The sequence below is a fragment of the Dethiobacter alkaliphilus AHT 1 genome, assembly GCF_000174415.1.
In the GTDB taxonomy this organism is placed as follows: Bacteria; Bacillota; Dethiobacteria; order Dethiobacterales; family Dethiobacteraceae; genus Dethiobacter; species Dethiobacter alkaliphilus.
In genome coordinates, this window is sequence record NZ_ACJM01000007.1 from 116400 (window position 1) to 137790 (window position 21391).

The 21391-nt window shown below is 46.0% G+C and carries 19 protein-coding genes; 3 read left to right on the top strand and 16 right to left on the bottom strand.

Annotated elements, in window-relative coordinates; all coding sequences use genetic code 11:
• From DEALDRAFT_RS08120 to DEALDRAFT_RS08160, 9 genes are all read right to left on the bottom strand, one after another.
• The gene (locus DEALDRAFT_RS08120; protein WP_008516532.1) at positions 1–2835 is read right to left on the bottom strand and encodes an acylphosphatase; all 2835 of its coding nucleotides are present in this window, start codon (positions 2833–2835) and stop codon (positions 1–3) included.
• 59 nt (positions 2836–2894) lie between these two features.
• Complete coding sequence (locus DEALDRAFT_RS16470) at positions 2895–4565, bottom strand: sugar-transfer associated ATP-grasp domain-containing protein (protein ID WP_008516533.1); 1671 nt, start codon at positions 4563–4565, stop codon at positions 2895–2897.
• Positions 4566–4604: 39 nt separating this feature from the next.
• Positions 4605–5855, bottom strand: a complete 1251-nt coding sequence (locus DEALDRAFT_RS08130; protein WP_008516535.1) for a CDP-glycerol--poly(glycerophosphate) glycerophosphotransferase — start codon at positions 5853–5855, stop codon at positions 4605–4607.
• Positions 5856–5913: 58 nt separating this feature from the next.
• On the bottom strand, positions 5914–6675 hold the full coding sequence (locus DEALDRAFT_RS08135; protein WP_008516536.1) for a sugar phosphate nucleotidyltransferase: 762 nt from the start codon (positions 6673–6675) through the stop codon (positions 5914–5916).
• A 43-nt stretch (positions 6676–6718) separates the two neighbouring features.
• Entirely contained in the window at positions 6719–8239 is a 1521-nt protein-coding gene (locus tag DEALDRAFT_RS08140; RefSeq protein ID WP_008516538.1) for an ABC transporter ATP-binding protein, read from the bottom strand.
• 18 nt (positions 8240–8257) lie between these two features.
• A complete protein-coding gene (locus DEALDRAFT_RS08145) occupies positions 8258–9034 on the bottom strand; it encodes an ABC transporter permease (RefSeq protein ID WP_040378758.1) in 777 nt (258 codons plus the stop codon).
• A 126-nt stretch (positions 9035–9160) separates the two neighbouring features.
• Positions 9161–10729: an LCP family protein gene (locus tag DEALDRAFT_RS08150; RefSeq protein WP_008516542.1), complete on the bottom strand. Its 1569-nt coding sequence runs from the start codon at positions 10727–10729 to the stop codon at positions 9161–9163.
• Positions 10730–10896: 167 nt separating this feature from the next.
• Positions 10897–11937 carry a CehA/McbA family metallohydrolase gene (locus DEALDRAFT_RS16995; RefSeq protein WP_008516543.1) on the bottom strand — a complete coding sequence of 347 codons (1041 nt, stop codon included), beginning with the start codon at positions 11935–11937 and terminating at the stop codon, positions 10897–10899.
• Positions 11938–12065: 128 nt separating this feature from the next.
• Entirely contained in the window at positions 12066–12899 is an 834-nt protein-coding gene (locus tag DEALDRAFT_RS08160) for a DUF5667 domain-containing protein (RefSeq protein WP_008516544.1), read from the bottom strand.
• A 112-nt stretch (positions 12900–13011) separates the two neighbouring features.
• Here DEALDRAFT_RS08160 and DEALDRAFT_RS08165 point away from each other — a divergent pair, with 112 nt between their 5' ends.
• Together DEALDRAFT_RS08165 and DEALDRAFT_RS08170 are read left to right on the top strand one after the other, a co-directional pair.
• Positions 13012–13434 carry a MaoC family dehydratase gene (locus DEALDRAFT_RS08165; protein ID WP_008516545.1) on the top strand — a complete coding sequence of 141 codons (423 nt, stop codon included), beginning with the start codon at positions 13012–13014 and terminating at the stop codon, positions 13432–13434.
• Positions 13435–13436: 2 nt separating this feature from the next.
• Positions 13437–13703, top strand: coding sequence for a type II toxin-antitoxin system Phd/YefM family antitoxin (locus DEALDRAFT_RS08170; protein ID WP_008516546.1), 267 nt, complete (start codon positions 13437–13439; stop codon positions 13701–13703).
• Between the two features lie 28 nt (positions 13704–13731).
• On the opposite strand, the gene mreB is transcribed toward DEALDRAFT_RS08170, so the two are convergent.
• From mreB to DEALDRAFT_RS08205, 7 genes are all read right to left on the bottom strand, one after another.
• On the bottom strand, positions 13732–14739 hold the full coding sequence (mreB, locus tag DEALDRAFT_RS08175; RefSeq protein WP_040378759.1) for a rod shape-determining protein MreB: 1008 nt from the start codon (positions 14737–14739) through the stop codon (positions 13732–13734).
• Between the two features lie 101 nt (positions 14740–14840).
• Positions 14841–15104: a sporulation transcriptional regulator SpoIIID gene (gene spoIIID, locus DEALDRAFT_RS08180; protein ID WP_008516548.1), complete on the bottom strand. Its 264-nt coding sequence runs from the start codon at positions 15102–15104 to the stop codon at positions 14841–14843.
• Between the two features lie 223 nt (positions 15105–15327).
• On the bottom strand, positions 15328–16398 hold the full coding sequence (locus tag DEALDRAFT_RS08185; protein ID WP_008516550.1) for a serine hydrolase: 1071 nt from the start codon (positions 16396–16398) through the stop codon (positions 15328–15330).
• Positions 16399–16521: 123 nt separating this feature from the next.
• Positions 16522–17214, bottom strand: a complete 693-nt coding sequence (locus tag DEALDRAFT_RS08190) for a M23 family metallopeptidase (RefSeq protein WP_008516552.1) — start codon at positions 17212–17214, stop codon at positions 16522–16524.
• A gap of 52 nt (positions 17215–17266) precedes the next feature.
• A complete protein-coding gene (gene spoIID, locus DEALDRAFT_RS08195) occupies positions 17267–18271 on the bottom strand; it encodes a stage II sporulation protein D (RefSeq protein WP_008516553.1) in 1005 nt (334 codons plus the stop codon).
• Between the two features lie 83 nt (positions 18272–18354).
• The gene (gene murA / locus DEALDRAFT_RS08200) at positions 18355–19620 is read right to left on the bottom strand and encodes a UDP-N-acetylglucosamine 1-carboxyvinyltransferase (protein WP_008516555.1); all 1266 of its coding nucleotides are present in this window, start codon (positions 19618–19620) and stop codon (positions 18355–18357) included.
• Positions 19621–19718: 98 nt separating this feature from the next.
• Complete coding sequence (locus tag DEALDRAFT_RS08205; protein ID WP_008516556.1) at positions 19719–20474, bottom strand: YwmB family TATA-box binding protein; 756 nt, start codon at positions 20472–20474, stop codon at positions 19719–19721.
• A 218-nt stretch (positions 20475–20692) separates the two neighbouring features.
• Here DEALDRAFT_RS08205 and DEALDRAFT_RS08210 point away from each other — a divergent pair, with 218 nt between their 5' ends.
• A complete protein-coding gene (locus DEALDRAFT_RS08210; RefSeq protein WP_008516557.1) occupies positions 20693–21304 on the top strand; it encodes a hypothetical protein in 612 nt (203 codons plus the stop codon).
• Positions 21305–21391: the final 87 nt, after the last annotated feature.

Consider the following 21391-nt stretch of genomic DNA (forward strand, 5'->3'; position numbering starts at 1 on the left):
CTAATCCCCCTTAATCCATTTAGTCCTATTTGTTAAACATAATTCGTTTACTATATTGTGAACCACCGCAGCCTGTTTTCCTTTCCAGGGAAAGTGAAACATAGCCCACGGTGCTCTAACATCAATCTTGGAGACCACCCATTTCTGTCGGTTTGCTGGGTGTTCTGGGTAAGGAATAACCATCTGAACAACTGCCAACTCCAAACCTGGAACAACTGCCACAGACTGTAGCGCGTGTTGTATAAAATCCTGGTGTATATAGTCGGCAATATTGACTGTTTCCCCACCCCACTGCCAGTGATATTTTTTTTCCAGAATTACTGCTTGTCCTGCATGTGGCACACTATCTGGTTTAAGATTTAATTCATGCAAGGTAGCCAGGACTTCCTCATTAATACTAATTAGTTTATCTTGGTACCAGGGATTTTGAGAGCGCAATTTATTTTTATGCTCTATTAATTGCTCTATAGAAGAAGAGCCATCTCCTGTTACAGTAACCGGTTCAAGCAGCAGTGCACCTCTGTATTTGCCTGCCACTATAGCAACGTAAACATGATGTCCCGCAATAGTTTCTTCAAGCAGTAGATACTTGGTTCCTTTGCTTTTCTCTTTGCCCCACATTGCTTTCAATTCTTTTTTGTTATTTATTATATGGGTGGTATTTGCCGGAGAATTGATACCTGTTAATAAACAGGGAAAATTAATGTGCTTGACATGGGACAGGCCTCTTTGCAACTCTCCTGCTTTACAGGCAATGCCACGCGGTACAGGTAATGTATTTAGTGAGAGCAGATATTTAGCAGGATACACCCTCTCACATATTTTATCACAAAAAATAGAACTGTGGCGCATTCCGGCAATTCCTGCGGCGTTATCATTAAAAATTTGTATTACATCCTGATCTATAACCTTCCCATCTAATCCATGGTGACTAAATTCATTTAAAAACAACTGTGCATTAATATCAATATCACCAGCAAAACTTTCCGTTTCATATGCTGTAACCGGAAACGACCCTGTATCAAAACTGCTGATTTGCTCCTCTGCAGTTGGGGTTTCTGGTTTTAGCAGATTGCCTGTGTTATGAGCAAAGAGGGACGACAATTCTTTTTCACTTGCTGTTAACGGGGAGATTTGCAGATTATCTACTACCTGGCCTTCTGCGGGAGAATAGAGTTTAAAGATAAAAGCAGCTACAAGGTGTTTTCGGCCATGGACCAATATCTCGGCTTCATTATTGCCGGATTGAATACTCCCTTGTAGATTAAAGGAGCGCGCAAGCTTTACCGTATCCTCAAAAAATGTATCGTCAATTTGGCCTGAAATTAAGAGACGTATGCTTTCTAAGGGATAAGATTCATCAGTTATGTTTTCAGGGAACAAATAATCAACTAATTCCTGTGCGGCATCCACAGGTTTTCCATACATGGGAAACTGAACATTATAAATGTTTGCCCGTGAGTTTACTTCGATTATACTACAATGTTGACTGTGTCTTGGCTTATCAATTGCTTCCACTAATAGATCAATTCCCCAGAAATCATCCACACCAAATGATGATGCTGCCTCTTCTGCCAATGCTAATAAGTCGGGATGTAAATACTCCGTAATATTTATACTGTCAGCTCCTGCACCAATGTTAGCCTTTAGATGGAGAAAGACCACTTCACCTTCTTTAGGAATGCTGGACAAAGAATGGCCCTGTCTGGATAAGAAGTTTTCCGTAAAGGCATCAGGAACAATTAAGGCTTTGGCCAGTCTGGGATTGGCTAAGCGATTCTTATTTTTATCATCAATCAGGCGCTCAATTGTTTTCGAGCCATCCCCTATTACATTGGCCGGAACTCTCATAAGTGCTGCTTTGGCAGTTTTACCAATGACTAATACTCGTACGTCTATCCCTTTTATTAGTTCTTCAACAACTATTTGTTCATGATATTTCTTAGCATATAACCATGCTACTTCCATGGAAGACTCTGTACGCACATCAACTGTAATACCTTGTCCATATGATCCGGAAACTGGCTTTACCACAACGGGATAACCACATGTACGAAAATATTCTTTGGCATCCTGCCATTTAGTAAAGATCATACCTTTTGGCACAGGAAGTCCCTTGGAAACCAGAAACTCTTTTGTTAAATGTTTATGGTCGGTGAGCGCACGCACCGTGGTGGAGACTCGTGAGGTTTGTGATTGCTGTAGTCCCAGCATGTGATTTGGAGATAACAGGAAATTAATATTGCTAAACCTGGCTACAGATAAGTTTTTATTCAGAGCAGCACGTTGAATTTCACCTGCGTTACTAAATAGCCCTGTTTGAGTAAATTGATTTGGTCTTTTCAATAAGGGCTCTAACTGTTTAATGGTAGTACGTATTAGCTCCACTGAATCACCGGACCAAAGAATCTCTTCATTTTCCGGCTGAATAGCTGGCAGAGAAACTTTTCTTGGCTTATTAAACCATTTTTCTTTAATTTTTTCTACTTTGGCTTTGGCAGGGCCTTTCCACGCTGCTAAAGCAACAGACTCAACATCCTTTCCTTCTCCGATTAAGATAACCTCTATGGTTTTTTTACTCCGGGGGAAAACGAGGCAATCAAGGCCATTTAGGTGAGCCTTTTTTTGTATCCATGAGCGAAAGCCAACCCCTATTACGCTGCCGCTAATTAGCAACTGAACAGCTGATACCTTTCTTCCAGGTACAATACTTGTTGCCCAACTCCTAAAAGGAGAACCCTGATAAGGGTCAAGCCCTTTGCTTTTAGGATTTAAAAGCAAACAAAGCGTTCTAAAGTATAATATTTTTGGAATACGAATCAGCTTACTGGTCATTAAATATCCCCTGGCTTTCGAATTAAGCAGTCAGGTTATCTGACTGCAAACCATGCTGGTTAGTTAGTCTTTTTGATTTTAAAATTATTGTCCACTGATTTTTGGTGGCTTGAAACTATAACGTCTTTAACTTTAGCTCGCTCCGGCCCAAGCCAACAATTGTTAATTACATCTTCCACAGCAACAGAACTGCCTGAAAGAACCGCCTCAACCGAACCATCCTTTTTATTGCGCACCCAACCTTTAAGACGGCGGGATTGTGCTTGCTTTAATAGCCATTTACGGTAACCTACTCCCTGAACTTTGCCGGATATAAGCAAATGTACGCTTTGCTTATTAATCTGCATTATCCAGTTAAGCCATCGATTAAGCCCCGTCTTACCATAAAGCCTTGCGCTGTCGGCATTACCGCTATAAAGCTTTTTAACTGCACTTTTTGCATGGGCGGCTAGTGGTTTTGCCATGGGCATTTGCCCCAGGGAAGAAAGATGGGCTTTTTGCAAATAACATAGCCCTGGTTGGCTGTTTGCTTCGAGTATTACCGGGCCGTTTTCTGTTATTAAAATATCCCAACCAATTATTAACCGGTAAGGGAAATAAGAATGTGCTTGTTTAACCAGTGTCAATGTTTCCTGCCAGTAAGGAATTATGCGCCCCTTAATTTGCTCTTTACTCTCAGGCAATGTATCAAAACGCAAACTGAGATTGTCTGCTGAAAAGCCCACTGCAGGCCCCAGGCTTCCCGTAATCAGAGAAACGGGAGACACAAGGCCACCCGCATTGGCATTATCCACCACAGAAACAGGGTCCGTGGAAAAACGTAACATGGCGCTATTTACTTTAATGCGCATTTTTTTATCTAAATAAGTTACTACTCTAACTGTTGGAGTAGCTTTTTTACGAAAAGGTGCCAGCTGTGTGTGCGGCAGCATCAACGGCTGAACAAGGTACGAACCGCTCTTATGCTTACTTGCCAGCTTGTGTAAGTGCGTTCTTAGCTGCTCTTTAGTAAGTTTAATCCCTGCTGCACTGAGAAAGAAGTTGTCACCTTGCCAGTGCCAGGCCACTGCACCCTCACCTTCGTTATCTACATTAGGTTTGCAGAAAACATCATGTTCGGGGAATTCAATAACATCATTAACCTTAGAACCATACACATCTATTACTGTACCATCGGCTAGAAACTCATATAAAATTGGAACAACTGCAATTCCCTTTTTTGTGCAAAACCTTGTAAATTGAGTTTTGTCACCTAAGGAAAAAAAAGCATTTTCCGGTTGAAGTAGCCGCCCATGTAGTGTTAACAGACGATATACTCCTCTTTTAAGCGCATTTTTGTTTACAAAATGTCTGGCTCTGTGTAGGCCGTCCTGTTGATAAAACTCTTGCAGATAATAATTCTGCGCATCTATTGAGAAAAAAAATGCCAGGTAAAATTGTTCAATAATCTGACGGACAACGGATTTATTGGCACTGGCAGCAGCATTTTTACCTAATTTTCTTGTCCAGTATAATATATCCTGTCCAATTGTCACCGGGGAGATTAAAAATGCCAGGATTATCTTTAACCGGCTTTTTAATGTTTTGCATTGCCGCCAATAAAAGATAATATAGGCTCTGTGGAGATAATCGGCGGCATTACGCGGACGGCGCAATAAGCCCAAAACAAGAAGGTTAGGCAGCATGAAGGGAGCTTTTGTACTTTTTTCCTTGGTTGCAAACTTGCCCATATATATTCTTCCTTTACGTTGGTTGGACTCTCAGGAATACTAGTTCAGAAAGTTTTCTTTAATAGCCTTCCATAGTCTTTCTGATGACTTTCCATCCCGGTAGTGAAAAAACATCTTGCAGATTTCTTCCCTCTTTGCCTGGTATTGATCTTTAGCACCTGTTAGATGATGGTGGATTTGTTCCTGCAATTCTTTTTGATTGTAGCACTTGGGGCCAGGGGTGATTTGGTCGTAATCCAGTAGAAGTTCCCTCTCCCCACCTACATAGCTTTGGCGATCATAGGGAAAAAAGATTATTGGCCTGTCCAGTAAAAGGTAATCAAGGTAAATCGAAGAGTAATCCGTTATAAGAAGATCTGTTAGTGTTAGTAGGGGGTATATATCTGCTGTTTTGCTATATTCAACTATGTTGCTATAATCTGAAGGCTCAACTACACAATGGTGTTTGGGGTGTAATTTAAGGATAATAATAAACTGATGCAGACGCGCAAACTGATCCAGTTCTTGAAGTTTTAACTGGCTTAAAGTTTGTTCGTTTCTTCTCCAGGTAGGTGCATAAGTGACAAGGTAATAACCGCTCTGCTTTAATTTATTAAACTTTGCCAATGATTCATAGTCGCTGCCTGGCACTTGATCTTTTAGTTGGTGTGCAAAAAAGATATCATTTCTGGGAAGACCATTTAATACCAACTTTCCATACCGAAAAGCCTTGGAGCGCATTTTTACTTGGTACTGGGAGCTAAGAGTTAGCAAATCATAATAAATATATTCTTTCTTTAGCCTTAGTGCTATGGGGTTTAACCTTTTTATTTGCGGCTTTAGCAGCCCTATTGTTTTTAGACCTGTACCATGCCAGATCTGGACTTTCCTTGCTTTAAAGAAGATAAAATATTTAAGGTTTTTCGCCCATTCATTACCGTCTACAATTAACAGGTATGTCTGAAACATTAGAAGAATGGTGCGGAAGCTTGGGTAATACCAGACATTATACCCGTTATCCTTAAGGTTCCTGTATACTTTTCTTTTTTCTGTGAGAAAAACAAACTCCACACCTGGTTCATCGATGCCGTTTAGATACATATAAAAATACTTCAAACTGCCGTCAAAATCTCCAAACCTGGAAGTTAAGACGACATATCTTTTTTTCGGCATCAGATAGGATATTGGAATAAAAACCAGATAGCCGAAAAGATATAAGCATTTTTTCACAAAAAATTTCACTGTATCCAATACTGTCAAAGCTGCATTTGTGAAGAAACCAGACTTTACTTGAAGATTAATTTTTGACAACGTGATCCTCCATCCAGCAAGCTCAAACTTTTAAGAAAGTCCACAATGAATCTCCGATTTAAACCATTGTTTTAAGGTCGGCGGAAGTATCAACTTCATACCAGCTATCTAAACCAACCTCTAATAGATCTATCTTAAATACATCTTTAATCTCATTAAAAAGATTGTGCCAATAGTAGCTCTTTAGAGAGGTATCCGGTTTCATTATTAATTGATTAACCATGTATTTTAGTGCTCGCTTACTATTTGCATCTTTAACAGAGATTACACCGGCTGACTTCAACCGGCATTTTGCAGCATTAAGGTCTTTACCTGCTTTAACAAATTGGCCATTTTCGTCCAACATCACTTTCATATCATCTTTGTAAAATTGACTTGCTTTGCTGACACATAACGAAACCGTGGGTTTTTTTACGTCAGTTGGAGCATTGGTCCACTTTACAATATTTTCTACCAGTGACTCCTTAATTAGGGTATCTCCATTTACAATAACCACGCTATCATTTTTTGACTGGATTAAGCCCAGCCACAGAGAAATAAGGGGCCCGGTATTTGCGTAAAATGGATTGCATACATGATCAAATTTTGCCAGGTCGCTAAGGCTATCCAGTTCCTCCATAACCTTAGGCCTCCCATGGCCCACTACAGGTATAATTGTAGCATCCCAGTCCCACGACACAAAGGATTTTATTAAATGGTTGAAAATACTTAGGCCGTCTTCACAAAGAAGTAGCCCTTTTGGCCTGTCATTTGTCAGCGGTCTCAGGCGTCGTCCTTCCCCCGCCATCAAGACAACCACATCTACTTTTCTTGCCAACATATTCTAGCCTCCAAAGGTTTCAAGCTTATAACAGTACACCTAACTATCCTAGCTTTGCTTTTTTCTTACTTGTTTCTTTAACATGTTTTTTGTAAAGGGCCACAGCCTCTTTGGGATCGCCGTCAAACATAACTTCACCTTTGTTTATCCAAATAGCCCGAGTGCAAACTTTTTCTACAAAACTATTACTGTGCGACACAACAATAACAGCTCTGGCATTTGTTATCATTTCCTGCATTCTTTCGCTGGCCTTTTCCTGAAAAGAGATATCACCTGCGCTTAAGGCTTCATCTATGATAAATAAATCAGGTTGTATTGATGAAGCAATACTAAAACCAAGGCGCGAGCGCATTCCACTGGAATAATGTTTAACTGGCTTGTCAATATGGCCACTAAGCTCTGCAAAATCAATGATCTCTTCTTTTAAGGCAAATATCTTTTTCTTGGGAATCCCCATCATTAAACCGTTAAGGATGATATTATCGCTGCCCGACAGCTGATTATTGAAGCCTGTCTTTAAGCCCAGCAGTGCCGATGTATCGCCTTTTACTTTGACGCTACCTTCATCTGGCTTATAGATGCCGCATAACGCACGGCATAAAGTAGATTTTCCGGCCCCGTTGTGCCCAATAATACCCACAATTTCTCCTTCCTTAATGGAGAAATCAACGTTTTTAAGGGGCCAAAAAGTATTTTTGCCAAGCTTAAATTTAACACCCAGGTTTTTTACAGTTACAACTTCTTTATCTTTAACTTGCGAGATTGTTTCTGTGACCTGTAAAATTTTCCGCTTTTTTTTCCTTTCCGGGATTGACTGTTTGTACAGCGCGGCAACTTCCTCAGGAGCACCATCAGCTTTAACTGTGCCGGCATCAATCCACACAGCACGTGTGCAATTCTTTTCAATAAAACCAATATTATGGGTAACAACAATTACCATCTTGGCTTTTTCTACCAGTTCTTTTATCTTTTGTGAAGCCTTTTTGCCAAACTCCATATCACCGGTGCTTAAAGTTTCATCTAGTACCAGTATCTCAGGCTCAAGCATCGCGGCAATACTAAATCCTAGACGCGCTCTCATGCCACTGGAATAATACTTGACCGGCTGCTGAATAAAGTCTCCCAGTCCTGAAAATTGATGAATACTATTATAAAACTTTTTAATTTCCTTTTTGGGTATGCCAAGCATCATGCCATTTAGAAAAACATTCTCTCTACCGGTTAGTTCATTTTTAAATCCTGCCCCCATGGAAAGCAGGGCTGAGACCTCTCCGTTAATGTTAATAGAGCCTTTGTCTGGGCGCAAAATACCGGAAATTGTTTTACAGAGGGTGGTTTTACCTGCTCCGTTTGAACCTATAACTCCCAATACTTCTCCGGCAAAACCGTCAAAACTAACACCATTTAAAGCCCAAAAATCTTCAGACTTCATTCTTCTGCCTAAAAGAATCTCAAAGCTAAGCGAACGAATATCTTCGCGGCGATGAGAGGAGTCATATTTTATACCTAAGTTCTGGGCAGTTATTACCTTTTCTGTCCCCTCTGCATTGCTAAGGGATTTCATATCTTGCACCACCTAATTTTATAGAACCTTAATGATTTTATGCTCATTTTTATTATAAAAATACATCATAAATACGATGATAATTAATGAGACAGCACCTAGTGGCAACAGCCGGGAAAAATCAGGCATAGCCTGATACATAATGATATTGCGATAAGAAATCAGCAAATGTGAGAATGGGTTGGCATCGCTTACCCACTGATATCTAGGCGGAAGACGACTTGCCTCCCAGATAACAGGAGAAGCGTACCGCATAATTCTCATAAAGTAAGTCAGTACATTTTCAATATCTCTGATAAACACACAAATATATCCCATAATTAAACTTAAAGCCATGTGAAAAAGTATTTGAATAAGCATTACAAATGGCAACCAAACAATCTCCGGTCCGGGAGCAAGCCTGGAAAATGCTAAAAATATTGCTATTACTATCAGACCAAACAAAAAGTTTATCAACTGTGTCAATGAGGCCGCTAAAGGGAAGATTACTTTCGGCATATAAACTTGGCTGATAATGTGGGACTTTGTGGCAATGGATCTGGCAGATGAATTAACTGTTGAGCTAAACCAGCGGAATACCACCAACCCAATTACAAGGAAAGGAACTATATTCTCCCCTGCCCTACCGAGTAAAACAATTCTTAAAAAGTAGTAAACCAGCACACCTAGTAATGGGTCTAACAGCCACCAGAAATACCCTAAAAAAGTATTGCGATGCTGAGCTTTTAATCCTGAGGTTACCAAATAAATAAGCAAATCTTTTCGTTTAAATAAATCCTGCATATATTTTCTCATAATAAAGATGTGCACCTATCTTTCTCTCTTAGATACAATGAACTGCCGAGCGATTTTTATGCGACCAAAAACATTTCGACAAAATTAGTCCGGCACCTGCTATTTTTTTATCTCAATATTTATCAATTAACCATCAGAGTTTTTATTATCATTGTCAGTTTCGTCACCATCCGGATTTTCATTTTCTTGCTCGTCATTGTCGTTGTCATTGTCATTATCATTGTCGGAATCAGAATCTGAGTCTTCATTTGGCTTTTCCCGGTCCTGCTTAGAATCTTTTTCAGTCTCCTCGTCCTTTGGCCGGCCCTCTTCATCTTCAGCAGGCTCGGATTCCGGCTGTTGCCCGTTCTCAGGGTCCGCCATTGCTGCTTCTTCGATGGTAATGCTGGAGGTTACTGAATCGGAAACAGCACGCCGATTTACCGCTTCCAGACGGTAGCTATAGGTACTTCCAGGCTTTACGTCTGTATCAAAGTAGGTTCGACCTTCCTGTTTATTTGAGATACGGACATCTTCTTCACCATTTGTGCTACGATAAAGAGTATATTCACGATTGAAGTTATCACCTGGTTCCCAGGTTAAACGAATTTGAGGAGTACCGTCGTCATCTATTACTTCTGCAGTGAATGATTTAGGCGGACTTGGCGTGGTATCTGTTAAGGTTTGTTGGGGTTGAACCTGAAAGTCGATGTCGAAAACTTTATTGATAATTTCAGCTCTTAGTTGTTGGTCCATTAGCATGTAATAGATGCCGTCTTTGTGCTGGCCTCTGCCCCGGAGGGTGTGTGAGATGATTTCATCGTTTCTGAAATCCATGCCGTACATAGCAAGACCTATAATTTGTTGGTTATTAAGATTGGTATCGATGAGATCATAGTAGGAATTGTAGAGGGTAGGGATGTTTCTTACTAACCCTTCACTGCGGATGTGAGTTAATGTGGCTTTTAGAAGTTCGGTCTGTCTTTGCATGCGGCCTACGTCGCCGCCTACTTCGCGGGTGCGGAGGTACCAAAGGTACTGATAGCCGTCCAACAGTTGTTCACCTTTTTCTGCCACAAGTCTGCCACGGGTATTGTACAGGTCGAAGGGCATGTCGAAGCGAACTCCGCCGAGGGAGTCTACCAGAGTCACCACAGCGTCCATGTCCAGAGCTACGTAGTAGTTTAAGGGAATACCACCTAAGACATTACTGATGCTTTTTAAGGTATAATCGATGCCTTTTTGGTGGCGGTTTTCGTCACCTTCAGCGCCGCCATAGCGGTGACCGAAGTAGTAGGCATGGTTGATTTTATCATGGGTTGAAGTGTCTGCAATGCGAGTGTAAATATCCCGGGGGATATCTATTATGTTTATTGTCTCGTCGTCAAAGTTGACGGAAAAGACTTTAATTGTATCGGGGCGGTAGATGCTGTAGCGTTCATCGCGAGCTTCACTGCCGTCAAAGCCTAAGAGGGCGATGTTTACGATGTTGCGGCTGAAATAGCTTTCAGCGTCCCATTCATACTCCTCTGGGCGCTCGAAATCTGGGATGGTTGGTTCAAACAGATCGGCGGGCTTGGAGACACGGTAGTAGTACCAGGAAGCGTAGGCTGTTACCGGAATTAGGAGTATTAATAATATGGTGAGAACCTGGTAAGGTTTTTTTAGCGTTTTAAACTTATTAAATAGATTAAGGATACGCTGTTTAAATTGCATAGAGACCTCCGGAAAGGTGTTTTTCGACATATCCTGTTGAGTTCGACAAAACCTGTAGATTTCCTTTTTGTCAGGCAGGCAATATTTAGGAAAAAGCGTTAACATCTGCACTTTAGTTGTTAAATTTTGTTCATAAAAAGAAGTTGACAGACGTGTCAACTTCTTTGCTAAGCTTTTGAAATATAAATGGGATTGGTAAAAATCCAGGGCTTTTTGCCGTGGCGGATTTCCAGGCGGTATGTACCGGGTTTGTAGGCGCGGATGGCGACGTTGCAGCGGTCTATTTCGTCCAGGAGAGTGCCGTTGTGGATGATACGGATGGTGGTGCTGCCGCGGCATTCCAAGGGGCACTGGACGTGGAGGGCGGTGTTGTCGGTGAGGGGGACGGTATCGCCCATTTGGAATTCGGTGTTATCGCAGGTGGCAAAGAAGGCAAAACCGGTGGCTTCGCTGGCCAGGCGGTTTACGATATAGGAGCGTCCGTAGCGGAGAGCTTCGTAGATTTGTGCTTTGGCGGTGGGTAGGTCTTTGGAAAGGGGTTCGGAAAGCAGGACGCAGTTGTTGGCGGTGCGGAAAAGGTAATGATAGGGGAAGATGTCGCGGCGGATGGGGCCACGGCGGATGGGCCAGTTATGGGCGTCTGAGCCGGCAATGGCTGTTATTTTTCTGCTGCGGGTGATTTCATCAAAGCGGGCCATGGCTTCCGGGGTGGGACCGGTGATGGGGCCCGTGGGGTGGAGATAGGCATAGAAGAGGCCCAGGAAAATGTTTTGGACGCCGTCTCGCCACTGGGAGCTCCAGTTCCAGACTTCGATGCCGGTAAAGCCGGTGACGCTCCAGTCGGTCCAGGGATAGGTTCTGTTATTTAGGACCAGGGGTGAGCCCTTCTCGTAGGGGTGGGCGATAAAGCCCAGGCCGTCTTGGGCGTTGACGGCATCAATTACCTGCTGGGGGTTTTCGTCGTTGGGCGGGATTTCTTTGTGGACGTTGAGTGCTAAATAGTGGTGCTTGGTATCGTTTACTTCGGTGCCGCAGAGGACCAGCACGTCATCGTAGTAGCCTTCGTCGGAAAGGGGGATGATGTCGTGGTCGGTAACAATGATAAAGTCCAGGCCTGCCTGGGAGGCTTCTTTGGCTATTTCGGGAATGGATTGGGCACCGTCGGAATGCGAGGAATGAATATGGATATTTCCGATATACGAATGCATAGTCTCCACCTCCCGTTTATGGCTATGGAATAGTTTCTTCCGGATTGTGAAATTTCCTGCTATTTAGGTTGGAACAATTGGAAAAAAAAATACGGGAACGGATATCCGTTCCCGTAAAAATTATGGGACTAGCGATTTCTTTGTCCGCGAGGATTGGGATTCCCTGGCTTTGGGGGAGCTTCTTGGGTTTCCACATCTCCTTGCAGCTTTTCTGTATCATTATCAGGAGCTGAGGGCTCCTGCTCCTGAACTCTTTTTTGTTGGCCCGGAGCGTTTGGATTGGGGCCGGGTCTTTCACCGGCTGCTTTGGCTTCTTTTACGTCAATGGCGCGTTGGATACCGGGTTTTGCCTGGTCAGGCACTTTGTTAAGAACCTCTCTTAAGACGGTTAGAGAATTTTTTTCCCCGGCGGCTTTTTCGGAGCCCTTTTGGCCATCTTCATCTTTGGGGTCGGCACTGTCGTCGCCTTCTTCTACACCATCTACGTCATCCACATCCACATTTACATCATCGGCTTCTTCCAGTTCTGTTTCTTCCTGAGGATCATTTGTATCTTTGGGATCCTCTTGCTGCTCCTGCTCACCGAGAAGATCGTCGGCCTTTTCAATGAAGGTGAGGAAAGCGTCTACCAGGCTTTCGGCGTATTGGGCCTGTTTTTCTTCCGGCAGTGCTTCCAGTTCGGCCAGGCGGCGTTGGGCAAATTCCATAAGTCTTTGCGCTTTGGCCTCGTCTTCAAAGGTAAAAGTTAGCTGGACTTGCTCAATAAAACGCTTGAGAAAATAGAATGGGGAATCGGGAAGGATCCCTGCATCGGCTTCTGTCTCTGTATCGCCGGTTGCCGGAACTACCTCAATAATGGACTGCTGCAGTGGGTCTACTGGCATGGATACTGCCAGGGCGGTGGTGGAAAACAGGGTCCCCATAAGCATCAGGGCTACCACCAGGATACTGATCTTTTTCATTTTGTTACCTCCTTGTAGTCCCCGAAAAAATCTTTTCGGTAATACAATTCGCGGGCAGGAAATCGTTTATGGGGGTGGAAGAATATTTTAATGAATTCTTCAGGAGGATTTTATGGTTGCAGATTTGAAGTATGCAGATATCCAAGTTGGTGATTCGGCTTCTTTTAGTAAGACCCTGGCAGAAGCGGATGTTTATAATTTTGCCGGCATCAGCGGCGATTTTAATCCCATCCATATGGATGAGGAGTTTGCCAAAACTACACGGTTTGGCAAACGGATTGCACATGGAATGGTGACTGCCAGCTTTATATCTACGTTGGTGGGTATGTACATGCCGGGGCGCAATGCTCTTTATTTGTCCCAGGAGATGAAGTTTGTCAAGCCGGTGTTTATCGGGGATACGCTGACGGCTACTGCTACGGTGCTGGAAAAGATTGAAGAAAAGCGGATTCTGGTGCTGGAGACGGTGATTAAGAACCAGGAAGAACAAGTTGTTTTGGCGGGTAAGGCCCGCGTGATGAAAATGGAGGGATAATTATGGGCAAAATCAGAATCAAGAACCTCTCAGAGGTACAGCGTCGGTTGGATAGCCTTTTGGATGACCTGCAGGACGGCCCGGTGTTTATTGCTAAAAACAAGCGGGTTAAGGCGGTCCTGATGGATATGACCGATTACTACGACCTGTTGGGTGAGTTGGAGGATTTGGCGGAGCTGCTGCATACTTTGGGCGGCTGCGGCTGTGGTTGTGAAGATGACGAGATGAATGAGCTTTTGGATAAAGCGTTTTCCGAAGCTGGGGACTAAAAAAACGGCCTGAGGGCCGTTTTTTATTTTATTGGTTTGATGCCCTTCGGGGCGAAATTAGGGTATGATTGATTTTTTCCAGTTGTTCCAGGGCGATACCGGTGCCGATGGCTACGCTGCCGATTGGATCGTCTGCCAGGTAGACGTTAACGCCGGTTTCGGCGGTGATTAGTTTATCCAGGCCGTCAATCATGGCGCCGCCGCCGGTGAGGACGATGCCGTGGTCAATGATGTCGCCGGAGAGCTCCGGTGGCGTTACCTCCAGAACGTGGCGAACGCATTCCACCACCGATTCCAGTGGTTCCTGGACTGCTTCCAGGACGTGTTCGGTGTGGGCCATAAAAGAACGGGGCAGGCCGGAGACCATGTCGCGGCCGCGGATTTCCATCTCTTTGTGGCGGTTGTTTTTAAAGGCGGTGCCTACTTCTATTTTCAAGGCTTCGGCGGTACGTTCGCCGATGAGCAGGTTGAATTCTTTTTTTATGTAGCGGGCAATGGCTTCATCAAACTTGTCACCGCCCACGCGGACACTTTCGGTGACCACCGTTTCGCCCAGGGAGATTACCGCCACATCGGTGGTGCCGCCGCCTATGTCGATGACCATGTGGCCGGAGGGCTGGAAGATATCCAAACCTGCGCCCAGGGCTGCGGCGCGGGGCTCTTCAATGAGGAAAGCGTCACGGACGCCGGCACGCATTACCGCTTCCACCACCGCTTTTTGTTCCACCGTGGTGGTGGCGGCGGGGATACAGACGATGACGCGGGGGCGCAGCAGTCGGCGCCTATCGCATACTTTGCCGATGAAGTGGCGCAGCATCACTTCGGTAATGTCAAAGTCGGCAATTACGCCTTCACGCAGGGGGCGGGTGGCGATAATATTGCCGGGGGTGCGGCCAAGCATTTGCTGTGCAGCTTCCCCTACTGCCAAAACCTGCTTTGTTTGTTGTTCTATGGCTACCACGGAAGGTTCGTGCAGGACTATTCCTTTGCCGCGCAAATGAACCAACACACTGGCTGTGCCTAAATCGATTCCCATATCGGTCGCAAGATTCAACTTATTCACCTCTGGCTTTCCAGGCTTGTCTACCTAAAAAAGTATCCCTAAATAATTCGCCAACTGGTGGTGTTTTCCTTTTTTTATTCCGAATCTTTCTCTGAACCGGTATATTTCTGACGGGTTGCTTCTCCGCCGCGAAGGTGCCGTTCCGCTTTGTTCTTTTCCAGTATCATTTTTATCTCGCGGGCAATAAAGCGGTTAATATATGGCAGACGTTCGGTAACGTCTTTGTGGACTGTGGATTTGGACACGCCAAAAACTTTGGCCACTTGCCTGACGGTTGCTCCGGTCTCAAGTATATAATTGCTTATCTCCAGGACGCGCTGCTCGATATAGTCCTGCATTGGGCCGCCCCCTTTATTCACTTTGTTAAAACAATATATGTGATAGGGGGGTAATTATGACACAATCATAACAATCAAATCTTTTACGGCAATTATATTCAGAAAATTATCACGCTTGGCAGATGAAAAGAGAGCCCGCCGGCTCCCTTTGTTTAACAGCTTAAATAGTATATTTTGTTTATATTTATTAAAAAAACTACCTACCCGGAGGGCAGGCGATTTGTTAATTTTGCAGGTAATAATTAATTATATGCTCCGAGAGGCGTCCCATTAATTCCGCATTGGCTTCATCGTCGATCTGGTGGCGGTTTTTACCCTGAATCATCACCGCCAGGGCGATGGGCTCCCTGTTTGGAAAGTGGATTATGGCCATGTCGGCCAAGATGGTTGCGGTATTGCCCAGTTTATTGGCCACCTTCACATCTTCCGGGGCATACCTGCCGATGCGGCATTTGCTGGAGCCACGCTTTATATCCAGTGCTTTTTCGTGTAGGGGGCCGTCAAAAAGGGCTTGTTCTTCTATTAGAATCAAAAGTTGGATTAAATCGTCCAGGGTGGTGAGGTTATGGGGGCGGTCGGATTCCAGGTCAAACATTTTCCGGTGGGCTCTGGTGTTTTTCAGGCCGTATTCTTTAATCCGGTCATTGATGTGTTGGAAGCCGAGAATATTGGTGATGATATTTGTGGCCACGTTATCGCTTTCGGCCACCATTAGAGACAACAGCTCGGCGTGAGTCACCTTTGTCCCGGAGGGCTCATACTGCAAGAGGCCCATACCGCCCACAATGGTGCTGCCGGCATATTTATCCCTTTGCTGCAGTATATACTCCGCATCCAGAGACTGCCGCTCATGCTTTACTTCCTCCAAAAATACGGCCAGATAGAGGGTTTTTATCATGCTGGCGGGGAAAATTACCCGGTCGCCGTTATGACTGAGGGTTTCGCCGGTGGCAAAATCATAGAAGGAAAACATCAGCCGTTTGTCTTCCGGCAGTTGGGTAAGCGCCCATTCCAGGGTTTGGGCGGGGGTTTTGGCTGGGTTTGTGGATACCGCTACTTCCGGTTCCGGTTCAATTGCAGGTTCGGGATCCTGGTTTTGATTTTGGTCGGGTTCGGCGGTCTCTTCTTTCCGCTCCTCTTCATAGGTTTGGGGAGAGACGCTTGCCACTTCTTCTTTGCGGAATTCCTGCATGGCGGCGGCAGGTTGATTTTCAGACTCGAATGTGTTCTTTTCTGCCGGCTGGCACCCGACGGTGAATATTAAGATGAAGGCCATAAGCCAGTAATATTTCATTTTTTCCTCCGAAATTGAATTAGTCTGGCTGTAAAATTCTACAAGAAGTCGTACTTTCCTCTTTTTAGTACTGTATTCCTCTGCTGGATGAAAAGAACCAAAAAAAACAGCCCGGAGGCTGTTTTAGTGGGGAGAGAGTACGCCCACCGGATCAATGGTATCCTGATCCTGATAGACGACAAAATGCAGGAATGCTCCTTCGGAAGCTCCCATGCGGGCACTGTCGCCCACGATGCCGATTAGGTCACCGGCGTCTACTTCGTCACCGACGATGACATAGGGTTCTTCTTTCAGGTTGGCATATTTTGTGATGTAGTCGCCGCCGTGGCGGATTTCAAGAAACCAGCCCAAGCGGGAATCGTTACCAACATACTCCACGATACCGGGCCAGGCTGCCAGGACTTCGTCCTCTAAGGACGCTTCCAGGTTCAGGCCGGCGTGGGCTCGCCACTGGCTACCCACTTTATAGGGTTCGTGGTGGCCGATGAGGATTTCCCCTTCCAGGGGCCAGAGCATGGGCCCGTCGGGGAGGGCCAGGGCAGCTATTGCTTCCTCTTCTGTCAGCGCTTCATCTTCTTTCTCTTCCTCCTCGTCCAGAGCATTGAACGGGGGATTTGCCACGCCCGCATCATCTTCCACACCGGTTTCTGCGGCGCCCGGGTCTGCCGGCGCCTGAGTCAGGGGTTCGGTAAAGATACCGTTATAGGTGACGGCTACCAACAGGATGCCAACCACCAACAGGTAACCCATAACTAACAGGGCCTTACGGCCGGGGCGGAGTTTTCGCAGGGGTGCAAGAGATACTAGTTTTTTCATCTGGACATCACCTCTAAGCAGGTAGTTTGCCCAGTTTATGAGAGTTTATACATCAGGGGGAAAGGGTATCTACGGTTACATCAGTATAAAAGTATTCAATGATTTCCTTATAGTTATTGCCGGCTTTTGCTTTGCCGTCGGCGCCGTACTGACAAAGGCCAACGCCGTGGCCGTAGCCTTTATTGGTAAAGATAATCTGATCTTCTGTGGCCTGCCAGGTGAAGTTGGTGGAGGGCAGGCCCAGGGCGGTGCGGATGTCGCGGCCGCTTACCGCTTCACCGGCCACGGAAAGCTGCAGGACCCGGCCCGAAGAAGTGCGGGTGGCGGCATCCAAAAGAGGCCTGCCGGTGGAGGAGACGGGGACGGCGGAGACATAGGGCAACAATTTTTGGGCAAACTGCTCACTGGAAAAGACATGCTCCGTTTCCGACCAGCGGGTACCTTCGCAGTAGGGGCAGTCTACCCCGCGGAGATAGGCTAAGGCGGTGGTCCAGACATCTTCGCTGTTTTCCGTCTGGCCGCCGCAGTGGGCATGGAAGACGGCATCGATTAATTCATTGTTGTGGAGAGCTACTTCGCCGGCGGTTTCACGGACGGCCTGGCGGATTTTATTTAAATAACCGGGGCCTTCGTCCTGGGGCCAGCGGTTGAGGGATTCTTCTTCGCTCTCCCAGGCCTGGCAGTGGGCAAAATTGGTGCAGATGTCCACGGTTTGGCCATGCTTGTCACATCCCTTGCCGCCAAAGGAAAGCATTTGGTTTACGGTATAGGTGCGGGCCACCACGGCCTGGGCCTTCAGTGCTTCTATATCAAAGGAGGCGGGCATCTCAGCGGCAACTACGCCCACCAGATATTCTTCCAGGGTCATGGTCTGTACTTCATCGAGGTGATGGTTAAACACCTGCAGGGTAATTTCCCCGGCGGGAGATTCAATGGGAGCCCGGTCTACGGCGGGTGGCGGTTCTGTGGCTTCATTGCGGCAGCCGCGGACCACCAGGGCAGGTAGAATGATAATCAGGAGGAGTAACAGGATTATTACCAGCGGCAGTTTCCTCATTGTGGATGAACCTCCTAAGGCATGATAGATATATATATGAGGAAAACCGGGTGGGTAGAACGGCAAAAAAAAGCGAACAGTCATTACGGCTGTTCGCTGCGTTTTATTTTGGCTCCCAGGCTTTGCAGCTTTTCTACAAAGTTCCAGTAGCCGCGGTCGATGTGGTAGACACAGCCCACCCGGGTTTGTCCCTGAGCAGACAGGCCGGCTAATACCAGGGCGGCTCCGGCGCGGAGGTCGGTGGCGTTTACCGGTGCCCCCATTAGTTTGTCTCTGCCGGAAACCACGGCACAGTGGCCTTCGATTTTAATCCTGGCCCCCATGCGGCAAAGTTCATCCACATGCATAAAACGGTTTTCAAAGACAGTCTCAGTGACAACGGAGGTGCCCTGGGCCCGCGTTAAGAGCGCCATCATGGGAGACTGCAGATCCGTTGGAAAGCCGGGATAGGGTAGGGTTTTCACATCCACGGCTCTGAGCGGACCGTTTCTTTGAATATGGATAAGACCATCTTCTTCGGAAACATCACATTCTGTTTCTTTTAACTTGGCAATCAAAGGCGTAATGTGTTCTGGAATGACATTTTCCACCGTTACGCTGCCGCCGGTGATGGCGGCGGCCAGCATGAAGGTGCCGGCCTCAATGCGGTCCGGGATTACCGTGTATTCGGTGCCGGAGAGTTTAGAGACACCGGTGATGCGGATGGTATCTGTGCCGGCGCCGGTAACCTTACCGCCCATGGCATTTATGAAACGGGCCAAATCCACCACTTCCGGCTCCTCTGCGGCGTTTTCGATGACGGTGACACCTTCGGCCAGTGAGGCGGCCATCATGATGTTTTCGGTGGCGCCTACGCTGGGGAAATCCAGATAAACCCGTTCGCCACAAAGCTTGTCCGCCAAAGTTTCGATGAAACCGTGGCCGATGACCACTTCGGCCCCCATGGCTTTGAGGCCTTTTAGATGCAAATCGATGGGACGGATGCCGATGGCACACCCGCCGGGAAGGGAAACCCGGGCTCGTCCGTAACGGGCCAACAGCGGGCCGATGACCAGAAAAGAGGCCCGCATTTTGCGCACCAGATCATAGGGCGCTTCCGCTTTGCCCAGATCTTGTGGATCAACAATCAGTTTCTTTTCTTCCGGGAAATAATCCGTCTCTGCCCCCAGTGCATTCAGTACCTGACACATGGTATGTACGTCGTCCAGCGGGGGAATGTCGTGAAGGATAACACGGTCTTCGCAAAGGAGCGAGGCGGCAATGATGGGCAGGCAAGCATTTTTGGCACCCTCAATCCGCACACGACCCGAAAGCTCTACACCGCCTTCTAAAGTTATAAGTGCACTCACATAAAATCAGACCTCCCTCCTGAACTATTCTATTTTATCTTTTGATGACTTGTCATTGTTTATGTTTACTTTTTAGTGGATTTTAATGTTAAATTTTATTAATAAGTACCGTGAATCAATGGAAAGCCGGCCCAGAGGATGGTTGTATCGTTATAATCATCGTAGCGCAGAGCCAGGTTGAGATTAAATTTTTCGTCATCTATAGCCATGGAGCGTCCCAGCATGGGAGTATAGGCAGTCAGGCTCACCATTTGCTCATCTTCCATGCCTTCCACCACGCTGCCGCGAACTGCGCTTAAGGCTCGCTCAGCCAGGCTTTCCATTTCTCCTTTGGTTTGCCTGGCAGGAATTTCACCGGTCAGATAAAAGCTCAGTTGGCCGCTGGGCGCATACGGGATGACAATTTCCTCCAGCCTGCTGATGATGGTGGCCAATTCGCTTACAGATTCATCCCGGCAGATGATGAGTAAATAGGTTTGAGGATCTATATCATATTCTTTGTCTCCGGGATTACTTTGTAAAACCACATGGGCTTTGGGTCCAAAGGCGGTTTCGCCGTACACATCCAAAACACGAAATGATTCCCCTTCCCCGCGGTCCACCGGCCCACCTTCTATTCCCAACAGATCCGCCACCTCAAGCAGAATTGATTCCAGCTCGTCCATGGTATAATAGCGGCTCTCCAAAGCGGCGTAAAACTGTACTTCCCCTTCCACAACCGAGGCTCCCGCTGTATTAAAAATGGTCTCCAGCGCTTCCATTTCCGTTAAAACCGGCTCCTCCTCTTTCTGTTGAAGAACCACCACCATTAAACCGATTAGCAGGACCAAAACTATGATTTTTGTCCGATTCATGTCCTCACCTCCCACTCTATAGCATTGGCAAAAATTTCCCACTTTAAACCTTACTGATGTATATGAAGGACAAAAAATATTAGACCGCTTAAAAAGTTTGAATTTTAAGACATTTTTTATCAAAGCTGCCGTAGTACGGTGTAGAAAACTGTGGTATAATACCTTTAATACATAATGCCTTTGGGCTGTCCACCCCTGGACAAGAGGAGGAGGATTTTGTGCAAAAAAAAATAGTCAACACTGCTGCTGCCAAAGAAATGGATCAAATTGTTTCCCTGCTTGGTGATTTGCTAAAGGAAATAAGCTCCGCTTTTATGAATCACCGGCTCAGCCTGAAATACCGGAAAGCGACGGATGACATTTCGGGTCAGATTCGCAAAACGCTGGTTAGCCTCTCGGAGACCGCAAGTGAAATGGGTGGTCCGGAAGCGCTGGCGGTACAAAGTGCCACGCTGAACCTCAGCAAGGTTTTTTACGACACGCTGCATCTGGGACATCAGGTGGAAAGCAAAGTTAAAGAAAAAGTAATGTTTTCCGAAGAAGCGGTGGCGGAGATGAGTGACCTGCTGCGGCGCACCACCGACTTACTACCCCATGTGGCCGATGTTGTCCGCACCTGCAATCCCCTGATTGTGGAACATGTCAATAAAGAAGCAGATGAGCTGCGCAATAGTGCGGCTAACAGCACGGTAATGCATGAAGCCAGACTGTGTAAGGGCCAATGCCATCCCAAGGCTTCTGTTATTTTCATGCAAATGCTGCAGAACCTGCAGGATATCCTCTGGCACTTTAAAGCACTTTCCTGTGAACAGACGGTCCCTAAAGTATAAACTTATCATGCTTAAAAGAAGCAGGCGTTTGCCTGCTTCTTTTTTGTGCTGAAATTATTTTCGTATTTGCAAAGGCTGCAGCGGTAT

Coding starts and splice junctions, on each gene's coding strand:
- DEALDRAFT_RS08150 (WP_008516542.1), bottom strand. CDS start 10,729: ATGCAATTTAAACAGCGTATCCTTAATCTATTTAATAAGTTTAAAACG.
- DEALDRAFT_RS08145 (WP_040378758.1), bottom strand. CDS start 9,034: ATGAGAAAATATATGCAGGATTTATTTAAACGAAAAGATTTGCTTATT.
- DEALDRAFT_RS16995 (WP_008516543.1), bottom strand. CDS start 11,937: ATGCATTCGTATATCGGAAATATCCATATTCATTCCTCGCATTCCGAC.
- DEALDRAFT_RS08205 (WP_008516556.1), bottom strand. CDS start 20,474: ATGAATCGGACAAAAATCATAGTTTTGGTCCTGCTAATCGGTTTAATG.
- DEALDRAFT_RS08185 (WP_008516550.1), bottom strand. CDS start 16,398: ATGAAATATTACTGGCTTATGGCCTTCATCTTAATATTCACCGTCGGG.
- DEALDRAFT_RS08135 (WP_008516536.1), bottom strand. CDS start 6,675: ATGTTGGCAAGAAAAGTAGATGTGGTTGTCTTGATGGCGGGGGAAGGA.
- DEALDRAFT_RS08165 (WP_008516545.1), top strand. CDS start 13,012: ATGGTTGCAGATTTGAAGTATGCAGATATCCAAGTTGGTGATTCGGCT.
- DEALDRAFT_RS08190 (WP_008516552.1), bottom strand. CDS start 17,214: ATGAAAAAACTAGTATCTCTTGCACCCCTGCGAAAACTCCGCCCCGGC.
- DEALDRAFT_RS08120 (WP_008516532.1), bottom strand. CDS start 2,835: ATGACCAGTAAGCTGATTCGTATTCCAAAAATATTATACTTTAGAACG.
- spoIID (WP_008516553.1), bottom strand. CDS start 18,271: ATGAGGAAACTGCCGCTGGTAATAATCCTGTTACTCCTCCTGATTATC.
- DEALDRAFT_RS08160 (WP_008516544.1), bottom strand. CDS start 12,899: ATGAAAAAGATCAGTATCCTGGTGGTAGCCCTGATGCTTATGGGGACC.
- DEALDRAFT_RS08170 (WP_008516546.1), top strand. CDS start 13,437: ATGGGCAAAATCAGAATCAAGAACCTCTCAGAGGTACAGCGTCGGTTG.
- DEALDRAFT_RS16470 (WP_008516533.1), bottom strand. CDS start 4,565: ATGGGCAAGTTTGCAACCAAGGAAAAAAGTACAAAAGCTCCCTTCATG.
- spoIIID (WP_008516548.1), bottom strand. CDS start 15,104: ATGCAGGACTATATCGAGCAGCGCGTCCTGGAGATAAGCAATTATATA.
- DEALDRAFT_RS08140 (WP_008516538.1), bottom strand. CDS start 8,239: ATGAAATCCCTTAGCAATGCAGAGGGGACAGAAAAGGTAATAACTGCC.
- mreB (WP_040378759.1), bottom strand. CDS start 14,739: ATGGGAATCGATTTAGGCACAGCCAGTGTGTTGGTTCATTTGCGCGGC.